The 17,392-nt window shown below is 59.7% G+C and carries 13 protein-coding genes and 2 pseudogenes; 7 read left to right on the forward strand and 8 right to left on the reverse strand.

Going from position 1 to position 17,392, the window contains the following annotated elements:
• Positions 1-230 precede the first annotated feature (230 nt).
• Positions 231-824 (forward strand): annotated as a pseudogene (locus IE224_RS01925) (IS3 family transposase); the annotation flags it as partial.
• 248 nt (positions 825-1,072) lie between these two features.
• Positions 1,073-2,497 carry an oligosaccharide flippase family protein gene (locus IE224_RS01930; RefSeq protein WP_191307535.1) on the forward strand — a complete coding sequence of 475 codons (1,425 nt, stop codon included), beginning with the start codon at positions 1,073-1,075 and terminating at the stop codon, positions 2,495-2,497.
• Positions 2,498-2,511: 14 nt separating this feature from the next.
• Here IE224_RS01930 and IE224_RS01935 read toward each other — a convergent pair whose 3' ends face one another.
• From IE224_RS01935 to IE224_RS01955, 5 genes and pseudogenes are all read right to left on the reverse strand, one after another.
• Positions 2,512-3,402 (reverse strand): hypothetical protein, encoded by an 891-nt coding sequence (locus tag IE224_RS01935; RefSeq protein WP_191307537.1) that lies wholly within the window; start codon positions 3,400-3,402, stop codon positions 2,512-2,514.
• Complete coding sequence (locus IE224_RS01940; protein WP_191307539.1) at positions 3,392-3,964, reverse strand: acyltransferase; 573 nt, start codon at positions 3,962-3,964, stop codon at positions 3,392-3,394. The genes IE224_RS01935 and IE224_RS01940 overlap by 11 nt, the downstream gene beginning before the upstream one ends.
• A 9-nt stretch (positions 3,965-3,973) precedes the next feature.
• Positions 3,974-5,116, reverse strand: a complete 1,143-nt coding sequence (rffA, locus tag IE224_RS01945) for a dTDP-4-amino-4,6-dideoxygalactose transaminase (protein WP_229849205.1) — start codon at positions 5,114-5,116, stop codon at positions 3,974-3,976.
• A 404-nt stretch (positions 5,117-5,520) separates the two neighbouring features.
• A pseudogene (locus tag IE224_RS01950) lies at positions 5,521-5,821 on the reverse strand (transposase); the annotation flags it as partial.
• Positions 5,822-6,056: 235 nt separating this feature from the next.
• Complete coding sequence (locus tag IE224_RS01955) at positions 6,057-7,148, reverse strand: glycosyltransferase family A protein (protein WP_308434833.1); 1,092 nt, start codon at positions 7,146-7,148, stop codon at positions 6,057-6,059.
• Positions 7,149-7,285: 137 nt separating this feature from the next.
• On the opposite strand from IE224_RS01955, the gene IE224_RS01960 reads away from it, so the two are divergent.
• The 3 genes from IE224_RS01960 to IE224_RS01970 are packed head-to-tail and all read left to right on the forward strand — an operon-like array spanning position 7,286 to position 10,997.
• On the forward strand, positions 7,286-8,500 hold the full coding sequence (locus IE224_RS01960; RefSeq protein ID WP_191307543.1) for a glycosyltransferase family 4 protein: 1,215 nt from the start codon (positions 7,286-7,288) through the stop codon (positions 8,498-8,500).
• The gene (gene epsE / locus IE224_RS01965) at positions 8,497-9,702 is read left to right on the forward strand and encodes an exopolysaccharide biosynthesis GT4 family glycosyltransferase EpsE (protein ID WP_191307545.1); all 1,206 of its coding nucleotides are present in this window, start codon (positions 8,497-8,499) and stop codon (positions 9,700-9,702) included. Before IE224_RS01960 ends, epsE begins: the two co-directional genes overlap by 4 nt.
• Complete coding sequence (locus IE224_RS01970; protein ID WP_191307547.1) at positions 9,699-10,997, forward strand: glycosyltransferase family 4 protein; 1,299 nt, start codon at positions 9,699-9,701, stop codon at positions 10,995-10,997. Before epsE ends, IE224_RS01970 begins: the two co-directional genes overlap by 4 nt.
• On the opposite strand, the gene xrtD is transcribed toward IE224_RS01970, so the two are convergent.
• Positions 10,998-12,599, reverse strand: coding sequence for a VPLPA-CTERM-specific exosortase XrtD (gene xrtD / locus IE224_RS01975; protein ID WP_191307549.1), 1,602 nt, complete (start codon positions 12,597-12,599; stop codon positions 10,998-11,000).
• Between the two features lie 201 nt (positions 12,600-12,800).
• Entirely contained in the window at positions 12,801-13,385 is a 585-nt protein-coding gene (locus IE224_RS20930; RefSeq protein WP_229849206.1) for a VPLPA-CTERM sorting domain-containing protein, read from the reverse strand.
• Between the two features lie 312 nt (positions 13,386-13,697).
• Here IE224_RS20930 and IE224_RS01985 point away from each other — a divergent pair, with 312 nt between their 5' ends.
• Positions 13,698-14,660: a glycosyltransferase family 2 protein gene (locus IE224_RS01985; protein WP_268246530.1), complete on the forward strand. Its 963-nt coding sequence runs from the start codon at positions 13,698-13,700 to the stop codon at positions 14,658-14,660.
• A gap of 9 nt (positions 14,661-14,669) precedes the next feature.
• Here the strand turns inward: IE224_RS01985 and IE224_RS01990 are convergent, their stop codons facing one another.
• Entirely contained in the window at positions 14,670-15,656 is a 987-nt protein-coding gene (locus IE224_RS01990; protein WP_191307552.1) for a polysaccharide pyruvyl transferase family protein, read from the reverse strand.
• 276 nt (positions 15,657-15,932) lie between these two features.
• Here IE224_RS01990 and IE224_RS01995 point away from each other — a divergent pair, with 276 nt between their 5' ends.
• The gene (locus IE224_RS01995; protein WP_191307553.1) at positions 15,933-17,390 is read left to right on the forward strand and encodes a hypothetical protein; all 1,458 of its coding nucleotides are present in this window, start codon (positions 15,933-15,935) and stop codon (positions 17,388-17,390) included.
• Positions 17,391-17,392 lie beyond the last annotated feature (2 nt).

A 17,392-nucleotide genomic window follows, 5' to 3' on the forward strand; every position in this document is an offset into this window, starting at 1 on the left:
CTTCTTCCGCTGTCGCAACAGCTTCTGGGTAGCGCAGGTGGTCTGCCTCAGACCCGCCCCGCGTGACGGAGCCCGCTCAGATCAGCCTGGTCGGATGCGGCTGGAACGGGTGGTCGGATGGTCGTGGAATGGCCGGTCGGATGTTCATGGAATGTGTGGTCGGATCACCGTGGTGCGCGCACGCAGGGACCGTTCAAGAATAACCTGTTCGGCCGAGGCACTCGAAGCTCATGCGTCTGGTGCCGATCTACCAGGAGCCGAAGACCAGCAAGAAGCACCCTGAGCACAAGATTTACCCTTACCTTCTCAAGAACCTGTCCATCACCCGCCCCAATCAGGTCTGGTGCACCGACATCAGCTACATCCCCATGCGCCGGGGGTTCCTTTACCTGGTAGCCATCATGGACTGGCACAGCCGCAAGGTGCTCAGCTGGCGGCTGTCGAACTCCATGGACGCAAGCTTTTGCGTCGAGGCCCTGAAGGAGGCGCTGGCCAAATACGGGCCGCCCGAGATCTGCAACTCCGACCAAGGGTCGCAATTCACCAGCACCGAGTTCACCGAGGTGCTGCTGAATGCCCAGGTGAAGATCTCCATGGATGGGCGTGGCCGCTGGATCGACAACCGGATGATTGAAAGGCTGTGGCGTTCCCTCAAATACGAGTGCGTCTACCTGAACGCTTTCGAGACCGGGACCGAGGCCCGCAGGGGCATCGGCGCCTGGATCAGCTATTACAATGAAAAACGTCCGCACTCAGCGCACGGGTTGCTGACGCCAGCTGAAGCCTATGATACTGCCAACCAGAACCTGAGAATCGCTGCCTGACATGAACCCATGCCCGAGCTTAGCGAAGCGGCAAACTGGTTGAAAATCCCGGACCACCTCTGGCTGAGTGATTGGGTTCCTTGCTCCGCTCTTTCAATGTTGCCTACTTCGCATACAAGGAGAGGAACACGTGAGACCGGTTATTTCAGGGGTTAACGTTAAAAATCCTGCTTCTTAACCTCAAGAAGTGTGTGGATCCGCGGGCTTGGTGCGGTATGTCGTACTCAAATTCGGTTGGGGTTAAGATATTGAAACTGTCGAAACATTTTCAGGGTGAGGGGTTGCGTAGCCGCGCAATGCGCGGCATTGCCATCAGCCTAGGAACCACGGTCGCGCAGCAGCTAATCCGCCTGGGCTCGAACCTGATCCTGACGCGGCTGCTGTTTCCCGAAGCATTCGGGTTGATGGCGCTGGTTCAGACTTTCATGACCGGGCTAGCGATGTTTTCCGATATTGGCATCGGTCCCTCAATAATCCAGAATCGACGCGGCGAGGACCCAGATTTCCTTAATACCGCTTGGACGATTCAAATTGGGCGCGGCGTGATGTTGTGGCTGGGTGCCTGCGCGCTAGCTTGGCCCGCAGCCCAATTCTACAACGAACCGCAACTGCTTTCTCTGATGCCGGCTGTAGGGCTGACGGCCCTTATTGCGGGTTTTCAGACCACCAAAGCCCTGGTGGCCAACCGCCAGCTCCGGCTGGGGCGGCAGTCTGGGATTAGCCTCGCCATCCAATGCATTGGCACCCTCGGAATGGTGATCCTCGCCTGGATCTGGCCCTCGATCTGGGCACTCGTGATTGGTTCGCTGCTCAGTGGCCTGCTGGGGGTGCTGGCCGGACATCTGTTCCTGCCAGGCGTGTCGAACCGGCTGCGGTGGGATCCGTCGGCCGCGCAGGCCCTGATGTCGTTCGGCCGCTACATCTTCCTCAGCACGATGGCGGGATTCGTCGTCAACCAAGGCGACAAGGTGCTGATGGGCAAGCTGGTCGGATTCGGCGATCTGGGGATCTATAACATCGCCTTCTTTATGGCGAGCTTTCCGGGAATGCTGGGCGATATGCTTGCTACCCGGATTCTGTTCCCCCTGTACCGGGAGATTCGCCCTTCCGAGAGCGCACTGAGCCGTCGCCGGATCGGACGGGCGAGAATGCTGTTGGCAGGAGCGTTGATCGTCATGTCAGGCACCCTGGCGGTGATCGGCGATTGGCTGATCGAGCTGCTTTACGACCCACGCTATGCTGCCGCCGGGCCAATGATGATCGTCCTGTCGATAATGGGCTTTCCTGCCGCACTGATCAGAGGCAACTCGCAGCTTTTGCTGGCCGAAGGGAATTCGCGCAATTTCTCGATCCTCACAGTGACTCAAGCAGTGCTGACCATTGTTTATATGTTGGTAGGCTTCTGGCTACTGGGGCTGTTCGGTATCCTGCTGGTTGGTGGATTGGTGGTAATCACCGTTTATCCTCTGCAACAGGTCTTCCTTAATCGCCATAATGGTACTGACCTGCGCCGAGATGCAGTCCTCGCCTTAGTCGGCCTCGCCTTCGCCGCGTTGGCAATCTGGGTGAATTGGGAAGCGCTACGTGACTTTGTCTTGATTTCGCGCGCTACTGCGCCCTCCTTGACGGATGTTTGGACAGCACGAGACATGTTTGGGACAAGCGGAAGGTGATAAGGCTGATGTCTTCATGCCAAGAAGCGTTGGTGGGTAAGGTTGACGAAGTTGCGGACAGTCTCCAGGCTTTCCTCTTCTTTCCGTTGCAAGTCCTTCAGAAGTAGATGACGGGTGGTGCGGGCGTGTTCCAGTTCAGTGGGATGGGTTCCGTAGGCAATTCCAAACCTTCCGTTTGGATGTTGGCCCGCCCACTCCTCTCGGGAACTGAACATGCCTGGTATGACTATGCTAGTGCAGCCGCAGATTGCGGCAAACTGGGAATACATCGTTGCTTCGTCGTAGGAATAGAAGGTATCGCAGCGATTGAAGATTTCGTTGATCTCGGCATGCGATAGGCTGTCAATCTGGATTGCATTAGGGGCTTCGGTCTCAGGAATGCGTGGTTTGTTTTTTCCCTTTCGTACCATGTAGCAGACGCCCTTGCGGTCGGGACGGTTCTCGTTTTGGTAAGCCGGATTAATTTTCCACAAGTAGAGATCTGGTGCACCGCCGGTTATGTCCAGCACATCTGACATGCCTCCAGCGCGGAAGAACATTTCCTCAGGGCCAAAGCTAAAGGGATGCAAGAGATTAGGTTTGTAAAGAAGCCATCGCACGACATTCCGCGCCTTTAGCGGATTACCCCGCACAAGTTCGGGATAGATTACGATTGAGTCCGCGGAAAGATCGCGTCGATGCGCAATGGGTGTGTCTAGCAGGGGGTTGGTGAGCATCGGCGTCGGGCGCAGCCAGTTGCGCAGGCGTTGACGGTAACTCTGCTTGTAGATCGGCGCTCCCTTCCACAGGAAAGCGCGCTCCCCCATCCGATTAAGCTCATGCACGAGATTGTGCATGAAGATGATGCCGCCGATGTTCTCGTCCCAAGAAAACGTGTAGACAATGTAGTTCCGTTTATTGGCCAAGTCGATTTTCCTTGGCTAGATATTCACGTTCCAGTTCTAGCAAATTGCGTTTGCGGTCATGGAGTCTTCGAGCCGGGTTGCCGACATAGATTGACCATGCATCTGTCGATTGCAAGACAAGCGACATGGCACCTATGGCAGTTCCTTCCGCCAAGGTTACGCCGGGACAAATTATGCTTCCTGCTCCCACAATAGCATGGCGACCGATTTCGACTTTGGCGAACTGCTCCGACTTCCACTGCGCAGGAACTGTCGGATTGGTCATGGTCTGCCCGCTATAATCATCAGACTGTGAGAATGCCTTTACGCCGTAGGCAAACCCTGAAAAATCTCCGAAAACTATTCCTGGTTTTCCGCCAGCGACTAAGCAACCTGGAGCCAGGTGAACATTTCTTCCTAGTTCCACATTCCCCGAAACTACACAGAAATCGTCAATACGGCTATTGTCCCGAATCCGTATCTGGTTGGCCCCATAGATAACGGCCTTGTCGCTGATCTTCACGTTCAGTCCGAGCTCTGCAAAGTCCATTGCGCGTAGTGCGTCTTCCGAAAGATAAGCCATTGTCAGACCTCAAACATTCTCGATTAGCCAGCTTCGTGTGACGTCGATTACGTGTTCGATCTCATTGCCCAATGTGAAGTACATGGGGAGGCGGATCAGGCGGGAATACGTGTCGTTGGTTACCGGGAGGTCGCCTTTGGCGCGTCCAAACCGGCGGCCACCTGGCGCACTGTGCAGCGGAACGTAATGGAACGGGGCATTGATCCCGGCTTTGTGTAGATGCCCGATCAGCGCATCGCGATCGTCGATATCCCGCATCAGGAGGTAAAACATGTGACCATTGCCGGTCACATCATCCGAGTGCCATGGCAGTGAAACCCGCTCGCGCTGTTCTAGATCGGTGAAAGCGCTGTAGTAGCGGTCGAAGAGGGCAAGGCGTGCCTTGCGGATCACCTCCTCCTGTTCGAGTTGTCCAAAAAGGAAGGCTGCGACCAATTCGCCGGGAAGAAACGATGAGCCGATATCGACCCAAGTATACTTGTCCACTTGGCCTCTCAAGAAGCGCGACCTATTTGTACCTTTCTCTCTTATAATCTCGGCTCGTTCAACGAGGTCCCGCCGGTTCAGCGTGATGGCACCGCCTTCACCGCTAATGATGTTCTTGGTCTCGTGAAAGCTAAAGGCAGCAATGTCTCCCAGGCTGCCGGCCGGCCGTCCCTTGTAGGTAGAGCCGAGGGCCTGGGCCGCGTCCTCGATTACCATTAGGCCGTGGGTCTGTGCGATCTGGTTCAAGCGGTCCATTTCTGCAGGGAAGCCGGCATAATGGACCGCGAAGATTGCACGGGTCTGCGGCGTGAGTGCTGCTTCGATTTGGTCTGGATCGATATTTAGAGTCCGTGGATCAATATCCACGAACACTGGTGTGGCGCCACGCAATGCAACGGCATTTGCTGTTGATACAAAGGTGAATGAGGGCATGATGACCTCATCTCCCGGTTTGAGATCACACAGAATGGCCGCCATCTCTAGTGCGGCAGTACAAGAGTGAGTTAGCAGCGCGGCTGATGAACCAGCGACTTCAGCGATGCGTTCATTACAGCGTTTGGTGAAGTACCCGTCTCCTGACAGTTGTCCCCGTTTGAGAGCTTCTTCAAGAAACGAGAACTCACCTCCAACTACCGAAGGCTTATTAAAAGGAATACGCTTCATCATACTAAATTCCACTTACCTTCCAGGCAGCTTGAGCACTTAAAATCCATACAGCGGTTCGGCAAGCGAGTAGATGTACTGCCGTTTGGCAGGTCGTCGCGGCACTCCGCACTGAGGCTTACACAGTATCCGTTCTTGGCTGCAGAATACCAGCCGCTAACTGATGTAGCATGAAAAGCTTGTGTGGCCGGATCTAACACTACGCACATATTGTGCTAAACATATCAACTTATTATACCAATCTTTGCAAGCTTGTATTTTGAAGCGCGTGCAGAACAACCACCTTCAGGTCTTAGCTCGTCTAGACTAGCGGTAGGTCGTTGAGTGTGCAGGCTGACCTGTGATCTGCCTTCGTTTCTGGACCGCTGGACGCGGGGATGCCCGCGAGTTCAGATAAATGCTCAGCAACTTCTGCGGCCAAGCTGGCGCTCAAGTTCATGGATGCGGTTTTCCATCTCCCCGACCACGCATTTGCTGGTCACATCGTCGTCCTCATTCACCGCGACGCTTTCTCCTTCAAGCATCAGACGCCGTCAACAATATAACAGGTTCGGCGCTACGCCATTGCGGCGCGCCATGACCGAGATGCTTCGCTTGGCCATCCAGTGTCTCCTCGACGATCCGCAGCTTCTCGGCGGCGGTCCAGCGGCGCCGGCGGCCATCATCGGTGATGATTTCGATCTCTGAAATCAGCACGTGCTTAGGCATATGCATAAGCCTCCATGGTTATGCCTGGTGTCTGGTCGAAATGGGGGCCAGTTCATGAAGTAGTCCGCACTGTCGTATCCGGTGCTTGGTTCTTCCACGGTTCGGCCAAAGGTCTGGCTCGCTGAGGCGGCCTTCAGGACAGCCTTGATCCACAGACTGCCACCGTAACGCAGATTTTGAGGCCGCCGCTTTTCTTTCTGTAGCACAGTGGCAGGCTGGTCCCCAAGGGCTGAGGTCAGATTTGATTTAGGATCGCGCGCTGTTGGCCAGGATACCATCTATCCAGCTCTTCGACGGGAGTTTTCCAGACCTTGTGCCAGTTGCGCATGGCGGTCAGCACGCCACGTGCCTGCGGAAAATCCCAGCGGCGCGACAGGCCATCCTTGATTGCTTCACCGAGAAGGCGACGCCACAGCATACGGCGATAGGTTCCTAGCCATACGCCGGGCCGGTTCGTGTTGCGTTTGATGAAAACCAGCATGTTCAGCAGCTGGAAGGTCGTAGCAGTCCGTCGTTTCACACGCCCGCCTGCTACCTCGAAGTGGTGCAGCAAGGCATCGTTGGCGCGCAGCAGGATGCCGTGCCGGCCATAGCGATAGGAGGCATCCAAATCCTCCAATGCCGCATAATAGCGCAGCGACCGATCCAGGGGCTCGGCTAGGGCGACAGCGCGCCGTACGCTGAGACCGTGGCCCGCCATGAAGGTCATCGGAGTGACATCCAGATGCGCGAAATTCGAAGGAACCGACAAGACCCGCTCACCCTCGTATTTTAGAAACAGCGCGTGCATGTCCTGGAACAGGATCCGGCTGCTGATCCAGCGGCCCAGGCGGTATCGCATCACTCGGTCGCGCATCCCCGTGATCTTTTCCCGGCTGTCGGCCTTGCGCGCCAGTCCCGTCGCGGCCTGGGCATCGGGCATGACGGAGACGTTCACGCCATTGACCGCTGCGAGCACGCCTTGAGAATCGGCCGCATAGACCGCTAGGATCCGTTCAACGTAATCAGGATAAAGGAAGCTGTCGTCGTCAATCATCACGACGATATCGCCGATGGCCTCTTCGACTCCCTGGTTGCGCTGCGTGGCCGAGGACGGCGTGTTGGCCTGAAGGTAATCCAGCCGGATGGCGGGGTGATCTGCCGCCAGCTTCTGCACCGCCTGCCGCGTCATTTCCCAATCTTCTGACGAATCGACGATCACCACCTGGACTGGGGGTTCGGTCTGGCGCAGGGCTAGGGGCAGAGCCCGCAGCAGCACGTCGCGGCGGTTATAGGTGGGGATCACAAGGGACCAGGTCAACATGGGTGCACTCTTGATACGGGACATGTTGCGAATGATGAGCTACAAGACCATCTTTCACCAGCGGATACGGCCCTTAGGAAATTCCTTTGCCTGGCGGCCATAGCCTTGCCGCGTATTTTCCGCTTAGATGCCGCTGAACAAATTTCAAGAGTTCACTAATAATGCCTTCCTCCCGCATTGCCTATCTGGCCGGTGAATATCCCGCTGTCTCGCATACCTTCATCCTGCGAGAGGTGGCGGCGCTTCGGGCGCAAGGGCTTGACGTTTTCACATGTTCTGTCCGCTGTACTGGGCCTGCCCATCATCGCGGCCCGGCCGAACGAGCCGAGGCGCATGCGACCTTCAACGTTCTGGAAGCAGCGAAGAACCCGCGCCGCCTGATCGGCGCCCAGTGCGCGGCGCTGAAGAAGCCCGGCCTTTATTGGAAAAGCTTGCGTAAAGCTTGGGCAATGCGAGGGCCAGGATTGCGAGCAACGATCTATCAACTGTTCTATTTCCTGGAGGCCACGGTGCTGGCGCAGCACCTGAAGGCGCAAGGCGCAACCCATCTGCATAATCATTTTGCTCAGGCTAGTAGCAATGTGGCACTTCTGGCCGCGCGGCTGGCGGGCATTCCTTTCAGCTTCACCTTACACGGGCCCGCCGACTTCACCGATCCCAGGCTGTGGCGGCTGGATGCCAAGATCGCCGATGCGGTCTTCGTGTCCTGCATCTCTCATTTCTGCCGGTCCCAGGCGATGCTGGCCAGCCCGGCCGAGCATTGGTCCAGGCTGCACATCGTCCATTGCGGGGTCGAGCCCGCGCGTTATGACGCGCCCCCGGCCACGGGCAAGGGTCTTCTTTTCGTGGGGCGCCTAGCTGCGGCCAAGGGGGTGCCGGTGCTGATCGAGGCAATGCCGCAGATCCTGGCCGCCCATCCCGACGCGCATCTGACCCTGATCGGCGACGGGCCAGACCGGGAAAGGCTGCAGGATCAGGTGCAACGGCTAGGCCTGTCCGGCGCGGTGCGCTTTGCCGGCTATCAAAGCCAGGACGAGGTGGCCCTGGCCTTGGCCCGTTCGGCGGCCTTCGTGCTGCCGTCCTTTGCCGAAGGGGTTCCGGTTGTGCTGATGGAGGCGATGGCCGCCCGCCGCCCGGTGGTAGCGACCCGTGTTGCAGGCATTCCCGAACTGGTCGAGGACGGCATATCGGGACGAGTTGTGGCGCCGGGCGACGGCGCCGCCCTGGCCGCAGCGGTCTGCGACATCCTCTCGGCCCCGGACAAGGCCGTCCGGATGGGCGAGGCCGGGCGCAGGACGGTCGAGGCCGAGTTCAATATCGCGTGCGAGGCCAAGAAGCTTGCCGCGCTGTTTCAGGGTGAAGGAAACAAGGCATGACTCTTCCCGGCCGGATCGCCGTCCTGATCCCCGAATTCCCGGGACAGACCCATTCCTTTTTCTGGCGCGAGATCGAGGCCCTGCAGGCGGGTCAAGGCATCGGCGCGCAGATCATCTCGACCCGGCTGGCCCCCAAGCCGGTCTGGCACGATTGGGTCGAACAGGCCAGCGCGATCCAGCTTTACCCGCTGCCCAAGGCGGAACTGGCGCGGCTCATGGTGGATCTGCCCGCGGCCTTGCCGCGATTGGCGTCGGATCCCGATATCCGCCGGATCCTGCGCCAGCCGAAGGCCTGGGCCTTCGTGCTGATGGCGCTGCGCCTGGCCCGGATCTGCCGGACACGGGGGCTGACCCATCTGCATGTCCATTCCTGCGCCAATTTTGCCCTGATCGCCGCCTTGTGCCACCAGATCAGTGGCTTAACCTACAGCCTGGTCCTCCACGGACCGCTGGCCGATTACGGCCCAGAGCAGCCCTTCAAGTGGAAGAATGCCGCCTTTGTCTTCGTGATTACCGAAACCCTGCGCGCGCAGGTGGCCGAGGTCATGCCCGATATGATGGACAAGGTGCAGGTCGTACCGATGGGGGTGAACACCGATCATTTCAGCCCCCCCAAGGTGCCGCGCCAGGACAGCCCCGTACCCTTTACCTGGTTCTGCTGCGCGCGACTGAACAGGGTCAAGGGCCACGAAACCCTGATCGAGGCGGCAGGTCTTCTGCGCGCCCGGCATCCCGATCTGCCCTTCCGCGTCCGCATCGCTGGCGAGGACGAGCAAGGCGGCACCGGCTATCATCGCGACCTGGACGCTGTCCTTTCGGCAGCCGGGCTTGGCGACATCGTTGCGCTTCTGGGATCTGTCACGCAGGCCGATGTGCGCGATGAACTGCAAGCGGCGGACGGCTTTGTCCTGGCCAGCCGCCATGAACCTTTGGGCGTGGCCTATATGGAGGCGATGGCCTGCGAACTGCCGGTGATCGGGACCGAGGCCGGCGGGGTCCGGGAACTGATCACCCAAGGCCAGGATGGCCTTCTAGTTCCACCCGACGATGCCCTGGCCCTGGCCCTGGCCATGTTCAGGCTGATGGAAAATCCCGACCTGCGCAGAACCGTTGGAACGGCGGCACGAAGACGGATCGTCGAAGGCTTCAGTTCGCGTCGCAGCGCCGATGCCCTTGCCGCCGCCTTGAGGGACTTGCCATGACTCCCTTTCGTCCTCGCGTCCTGGTCATTGCCGAGGCCGCCAATCCCGAATGGGTCTCGGTTCCCCTGGTCGGCTGGTCCCTGGCCTCGGCCCTGCGGGAGGTTGCCGATGTTCACATCGTGACGCAGATCCGCAACCGCGAGGGGATCCTGCGGGCCGGCCTGGTCGAAGGCCAGGACTTCACGGTGATCGACAGCGAAGCGATCGCCCGTCCCATGTTCCGGGTGGCCGAGGTCCTGCGCATGGGCAAGGGCAAGGGCTGGACCATGACCACGGCCATAAACGCGCTGACCTATCCCTATTTCGAGCGCCTTGTCTGGAAGCGGTTCGGCGACCGGATCTGCGCGGGCGAATTTGACCTTGTCCACCGGGTGACGCCCTTGTCGCCGACCGTGGCCTCGCCCATCGCCGCCAGGATCGCGGCTGCCAAGGTGCCCTTCGTGCTGGGGCCGCTGAACGGCGGCGTGCCTTGGCCCAAGGGCTTCGAGGCCGAACGGCGGCGCGAGCGCGAATGGTTGTCCTATGTCCGCGGCGCCTACAAGCTGAACCCGTTGCGCGGCCGCAGCCTGGCTGCATCTGCGGCCATCCTTGCCGGCTCCCGCCATACGGAAAGCGAGATCCCGGCGGCCTATTGGTCCAAGACCATCTGGTTGCCGGAAAATGCCATCGATCCCGCCCGCTTCAACATGACGGCACCGCAGGATCTGGCCGGGCCGCTTCGGGCCTGCTTCATTGGCCGGCTGGTGCCCTACAAGGGCCCCGACATGCTGATCGAGGCGATTGCGCCGCTGGCGCGGGACGGACGGCTGGTGCTGGACATGATCGGCGACGGGCCGATGAGGGAAGGGTTGCAGGCGCAAGTCCGCAACCTAGGTATCGGGGCCGCCGTGACCTTTCACGGCAACCTTGCACACGAGGCCGTCCAGGACGTGGCCGTGCGTGCCAACCTGCTGACCTTTCCCTCGATCCGCGAGTTCGGCGGCGGCGTCGTCCTGGAAGCGATGGCGCTTGGCGTGGTGCCGATAGTGGTCGACTATGCCGGCCCGGGTGAGCTTGTGACCGAAGAAACCGGCTTCAAGATCCCGATCGGTCCGCGCGACAGGATCATCCAGGATCTGAGGACCACCCTGGAAACCGTCCTGGCCGATCCGTCGGTCCTGCCGGATCTGTCCCGGGCTGCACGCGCCCGGGCGACCGGCGATTTCACTTGGCCCGCCAAGGCCCGCCAGATCGCCAGGATCTATCGCTGGATCCTGGAAGGAAAGCCAGGCTCGCCCCCGGGGCTGCTGTCCTGATCAGTCTTCCGGCATGAAGCGCGGCAGGGGGTCGATGACACCACGGGTCATCTCAAGCAGCCGTGCCTCGGCCGAATCCTCGGATTCCTCGGGGCCCATCGGGGTGGTCAGGCGCACGATGCCGCCGTCGGTCTGGCCGGTGCGGACGCCGTCCATCAGCAGATGGAACTTGGCCGCGACATCCCAGGCGACGCGACGATCACCCTGCTGGAACCAGTAATAGACCATCATCCGCGATTCACCCTTCTGGATGATGGCGCGGTTCAGCATGAACTGCCCCTCGACCCCCAGCTTGGACGAGATGTCCACGCGTTCCAGCTTGGCGATTTCCCACCCCGAGGAGGGCAGGCAGATTTCGGGGGAATGGACGCCGCCCTTCGATTGATCGTGATAGAAGGCCATGAACAGCCCGACCGGCGGGGTGGCTGCGTCCCGAATCATCGTTGCCTGGCGATAATCGTCGGCGCCGAGCGTCTTAGCGATCTCGGGGGTCAGGCGTTCCTCGGGGCCGCGTTGCTCCCATTCGCCAAGGCGGGTGGGGAACATCGCAAAGGCGCTGCGCTGAACCTGGTGGCCGCGGTCCTGCGGCACTATCTGCCAGGCGGCCAGGGCTGCCATTCCCGCCAGGGCCGCCGCGGCCAGCGCGGCGGACGGACGGATCATCCGGATCCGCCCCGCTTGCGCCAGCAGGCCCGACGTGTCCAGATCCAGGGCATCGGCCAGCTTCGGGCGGCCCGAGTGGAACAGCAGCATCAGCCGGGCAAGCCCGAACAGCAGCGCGATGCAGATGATGAAGATCACCCAGCCTTCGAAGAAATGGGTGAACCCTTCCAGCCATTCGATGCCGTAGACATTGGCGATAATCCCGGCCACGGCGATGCGGACCGAGTTCATGAAGACCGTGATCGGCACCGCCGCCAGCAGCAGCACCGCCTTGTGCCATTTCGGGCCCTGGTAGAGGACCGCGAAGATGTAGGAAAATGACATGATCGGGAACAGGTAGCGCAGGCCCGAACAGGCCTCGGCCACATGCAGGCGCATCACGCCCAGGTCGATGATGTTGCCTTCCAGGAAGACCGGCACCGACAGCAGCTTCAGGATCCCCACGCCGATTTCCGACGACACCATCTGCAGCCAGATCGACACCTTGTAATAAAGCGTCGCGGGCAGGGGCAGCATGTAGACCAGGTGCAGGACCGAGGGCCAGAACAGCCAGCCCCGCGACCAGCCCATCGTGACCAGGATAATCCCCGCCACCCAGATGATCGTGGCATAGGCGACGATGTCGTCCACCTGCGCCAGTTTGCCAAGGGCACCGAACAGGAAGGCCAGCAGGATCACTGCGACCCCCGGCCAGCGATCAGTGACGGGGCCTTCCTGGGGTGGATAATGCTTCAGTTCCCGCAGGAACATCAGCGCCGACAGGACCGGGATCAGAGGGCCATGGCTGTATTCGGGCGTCTGCCATGCCAGCAGCAGGGCATCCAGGCCATCGATGAAGAACCAGCCTGCAACAACGGTGGCCAAGGCCAGCAGGAACATCCCGGCAATGTTGAAGGATGTCTGGTTCGATACGGCTGCGATGTTTTCGCTGGAGGTCATGAACTGCGATACCTTTGAACCAATGACAATGAACAGGAAGATTCCCTTATGGCGCGATACTAGCCTGCCGATGAGAAGGTTTCATGTTGTCCATGCAGACAAGTTGGTCATATTCCTGTTGCCGGTCCGGCATGACGGACGAAGATGGCAAAAAGCCCACCCAGGGATGGGCGGGCTTTTGTAATTCGTGATGCTTGCGGATCAGGCAGCGGTCTTGCGACGGCGCATGGCAGCCAGACCACCTAGGCCTGCCAGCAAAAGAACGCCAGCAGCCGGCAGCGGAACGGCCGAAACCTTGACCGCGCTTAGGTCGAACCCGTCAAAGCTCGAGGTCGTCGGGAACTCCCGCAGCGAGACGTCAACCAGCTTGATAGAGTCAAAGTCCGTTCCAGCAAAAAGGCTGTTGCCATCGATGAAGTTGGTGATCGTGCCCAGGAAGGTTTCGACGCCACCCAGGATTGAGTAGACGTCAGCCGCCTCATCATGGCCAACCATGCGGTTGAAGGTGACTTCGAAAGCCGAAACATTCTGTGCTTCCGTGAACACCGCTTTTGCGAAGCTGACGACGATCTCGCCGCCAAATCCCAAGGCATAGAAGGTATTGTCGTCCCCATCGACAGCATTGTTAACGTTTTCGCGGTCGTTCCAGGAGCAGGCCGCTTCCGAACCTGTGCAGGTGCCCGGAGTCACACTCACAATGTTGTTAGCATAATACGTTGCGGCATTGGCACCAACGGTGGAAGCGGCAAGAACCAGGCCGGCCAGAAGGGTCTTGATAGCGTTCATGATACACCTTTTACTAGTTATCGGCACAGGCCGACATCCTTTAAATTTTTATCATTTCCGTCCTGCGACGAACAAGCCTTAAAAGCCAATAATGGAAGCAGGAAAAGAAATATTAAGCCCACTGCAAAAAAAAAGGCGAAGGATGCTTCTTCAGGGTTGATTGAATGAATCGCATACAATTTTTGCGCGAGACAGCGACCTTCTTCCACCCATGCCTTTCTCCTTGCGGTGGTGCGGCTTGTCCCCTTCTTGTGATTCGACAAGGCGCAGGGCAAAACCGCAGGTGACAAATCCCTGTCGGAAAGGTCTGCCGTGCACTCTCTGATCCCGCAAAGGGCTAATGATACTCGCGCCTATCTTCTGGTTTCGCCATGCCGGAACGAGTCTGATTACATGCGCCGAACGCTGGACAGCGTAACTGCACAAAGCGTGCTGCCGGCGAAATGGATCATTGTCGATGACGGCTCGACCGATGACACGCCCGCCATCCTGGCTAATTACGCCGCCCGCCATTCCTTTATCCAGGTCGTGACCAAGCCCGATCGCGGCCATCGCGCCGTGGGGCCGGGGGTGATCGAGGCCTTCTACTATGGACTGGATCAGGTGGATGCGTCCGCCTATCCCTATCTGTGCAAGCTGGATCTGGACCTGGATCTTCCGCCCAGATACTTCGAGATCCTGATGGCGCGGATGGAGGAAAATCCCCGCATCGGCACCTGTTCGGGCAAGCCCTGGTTCCGCAATGCAGCCGGCAGCTGGATATCGGAAAAATGCGGCGACGAGATGTCGGTCGGCATGACCAAGTTCTATCGTCGCGAATGCTTTGCCCAGATCGGCGGTTTCGTCCGCGAGGTGATGTGGGACGCGATCGACTGCCACAAGGCCCGCCAGCTGGGTTGGATCGCAGTCAGCTGGAACGACGACGACCTGCGCTTCGAACATCTGCGGCCGATGGGATCGTCGCAGAAAAGCGTCTTCACGGGACGGCGGAGGCACGGGTTCGGCCAATATTACATGGGTTCGGATCCTTTGTATTTCTTGGCTACCGGGCTTTACCGGATGGCCCATCCCCCCTATGTGCTTGGCGGCCTGGCCACCATCCAGGGATTCCTGGGGGCCTGGCTGCGCCGTGAACGGCAGCATGGGGATGACGATCTGCGCCGCTTCATTCGCGCCTATCAGCGCCGCGCGCTGACCGTCGGCAAGGCCCGCGCCGTGGCCGAGATCGAAGCGGATCGTGCCGGAAATTGGCAGCCGCCTTCGCTTTCGCCCTGATCGTTTCGCTCAGATCTTGCCCAAATTCCTGTCGATCCGACGCTGAACAAGGTCCAGCTGGTCGCGGATCCGGTCGATCCGGTTGGCCACGACACCTTCCCGGCTCAGACAGGGGGATGTTCGGCTGACCCGTTTCAGATCGCGCCCGATGGCAAGTTCCAGCACAGGGGCAAGAGCCTTGGCCATTGTCTTGACCCGCCGCCTTCCGGCATCACCAAGGTCAGCCGGCACCGAGCCCGCCTGCCGCGCGGGAACGGCGTCTGGAGGAGAAGACGCTTTGATCGCCTTGCCGGCAGCCAGCCTGGCCTTGGCATCCCTCAGCAGGAACCACAGCTTCCGGGGCAAGGCCAGGGCTTCCTGGACCTGCATCTGGACTTCAACACTGTCGGCCCAGTCATGCCATTTGAAATCGTTGAATTCGTTTGATATTCTTATCGGTATCCATGGAACCCGGAAGGCATCGGCGAAAATGGCTCCGTGCATAGATTCCGTGACGACCAGCCCTGCGCTGCCGATTTCGGCAATGACATCACGAGCTTCGTTTGAGGGCAGGACTACGCGCAGCCCGGCATGATGCCCGATCGTCTTCCAATCCAGCTCCAGACGCGCCGTTGAGCGATGCGGGATGAAGATCGTCCCGCCCGATCCCCGGGGCAGGTCCGAAAAGCCGGGCATTGTCGTGACCATGCAGGCTGGATCGGTGATCGCAAGCTGGCGGTCCAGGCCGATCATCGCTGCTGTGCGGGGTCCCCGCACCCAGGCCACATCGACCTTGCCATGATCGATCCCGTCCAGGGCGCCATAGCCCGCCCCACTGCCGCAGACCAGAACGCGCCGGTGATCCGCCAGGATCTTCTGTCCCAGGATGGTGCCGATGCCGAACATGGTGACATCTGGCTCAGCTTCCCGCCAGCCGGTTAGCATTTCATCCCAAAACCATTCGTTCATATCGTCGCCGAAGTTTCCCGACGATGACACGGAATAATAAAGACGCATCACTCTTCCTTTGGCTGCCTTGGCGCTCAGGCAGCCATGCCAGCATCCTCGTGCCTGTTGCAATTGGGCTGCCGTTCGAAAGCATGTCTATTTCCGTCAAGCTTGTCTGGGTGAATGTTCCTGAAGATTCATCAACTTGGAATTGAATCCAATATTACCAGAGGGTTGCGCGAGAATAATTTCTAGCTCAGCCAGGGGGCTGTCCCCGGATCTTCGCCTGCAGGTCTGGCGCAGATCCCCGTGGCCTCGCCGGCCGGGTTGTGGCAGGAAGCAGCCATGATCTCGATGATTGCTGTCCTCTCCTGGCCTGTTGTGGTGTTCTGGCTTTTCGCCAGCCGGCCCCCTGCGGCGGCGGTAACGGCGGCGATCGTAGGAGCCTATCTGCTGCTGCCCCGGAATTTCTCGATCGAGCTTCCGGCGGTTCCCAGCCTGGACAAGGACTCCATTCCGGCCCTTGCGGCAGTCCTGGCTGCCGCAACGTTGGCAAGACCGATGCCGCACAAGGCCCTTGCGCCGGGCATGGTGCTGCCGGGCCTGTGGCCGCGCAGCCGTATGTTGCGGATCCTATTGGTCATGATGCTGGCGGGCGCGGTGGCTACTATCCTGACGAATGGCGACACGCTGCGATACGGGCCGATAATCCTACCCGCCCTGCGGCCCTATGATGCAGCGTCCTTCCTGGGCATCACCTTGTTCACCCTTCTGCCGTTTCTCTTAGCGCGGAAGTACTTGGCCCATCCAGTTGCTCAAAGAACTCTGCTGATCGGGCTGGTGGTCGCAGGGTTGCTTTATTCTCTGCCTGCGCTGTACGAGGTGCGCTTTTCGCCCCAGCTCAGCCGCGACATCTATGGCTATTTTCCCCATGACTGGCGCCAGCACCTCCGCGCCGGTGGCTTTCGCCCTGTGGTGTTCCTTCACCACGGGCTGTGGCTGGCGATCTTCTTTTGCGGATCGCTTCTAGCATCCTTGGCCTTATGGCGTAGCAGTTCAGGCAAGGACAGGATGCGCTGGCTTGTGGCCTCGAGCTGGCTGTTCATGACGTTGGTCCTTTCCAAAGGGGTGGGTGCCTTAGGAATCGGGCTGTTGCTGGGGGCGATTATCGTATTTCTGCCGGTCCGCCTTCAGGTCATCGGCGCCTCGGCCTTGGCTGCGACGCTGTTGGTCTTTCCGATGCTGCGGGGTGCGGATATGGTGCCTACCGACACCGCGCTGATCCTAGCCGAGGGTGTCGATCCAGATCGAGCGGCTTCCCTACGCTATCGCTTCGACAACGAGGACATACTGCTGGACAAGGCCAATGACCGCCCGGTTTTCGGTTGGGGGGGCTGGGGGCGCAATCGGGTCTTTGACTCCGAGGGCGAGGATCTCAGCGTCACTGATGGTTACTGGGTGATCGTCATCGGCACTCAAGGCTGGGTCGGGTACCTGGCCCAGTTCGGATTGCTGCTGCTTCCGATGATCTTCCTGGGGATGCGTTGGAAGCAACTGGCATTGACCCCCGAGACGGCCGGGCTGACGCTGGCTTTGACAGCTAACATGATCGACCTGATCCCGAATGCGACCCTGACCCCTGTGACATGGCTTCTGGCGGGGGCACTAGCAGGACGACTGGAACTGGGGCGCATTACTGACACAGTAGGACAGCTCGGCCCGGCGGAACCGGGGCATCGGAGCGCCTATACTCGGCAGACACGCCGTCATCCGGCCCAAACGTCTGCCTTACGAGAGGGATGATG

The sequence above is a fragment of the Paracoccus aerius genome, from assembly GCF_014656455.1.
In the GTDB taxonomy this organism is placed as follows: Bacteria; Pseudomonadota; Alphaproteobacteria; order Rhodobacterales; family Rhodobacteraceae; genus Paracoccus; species Paracoccus aerius.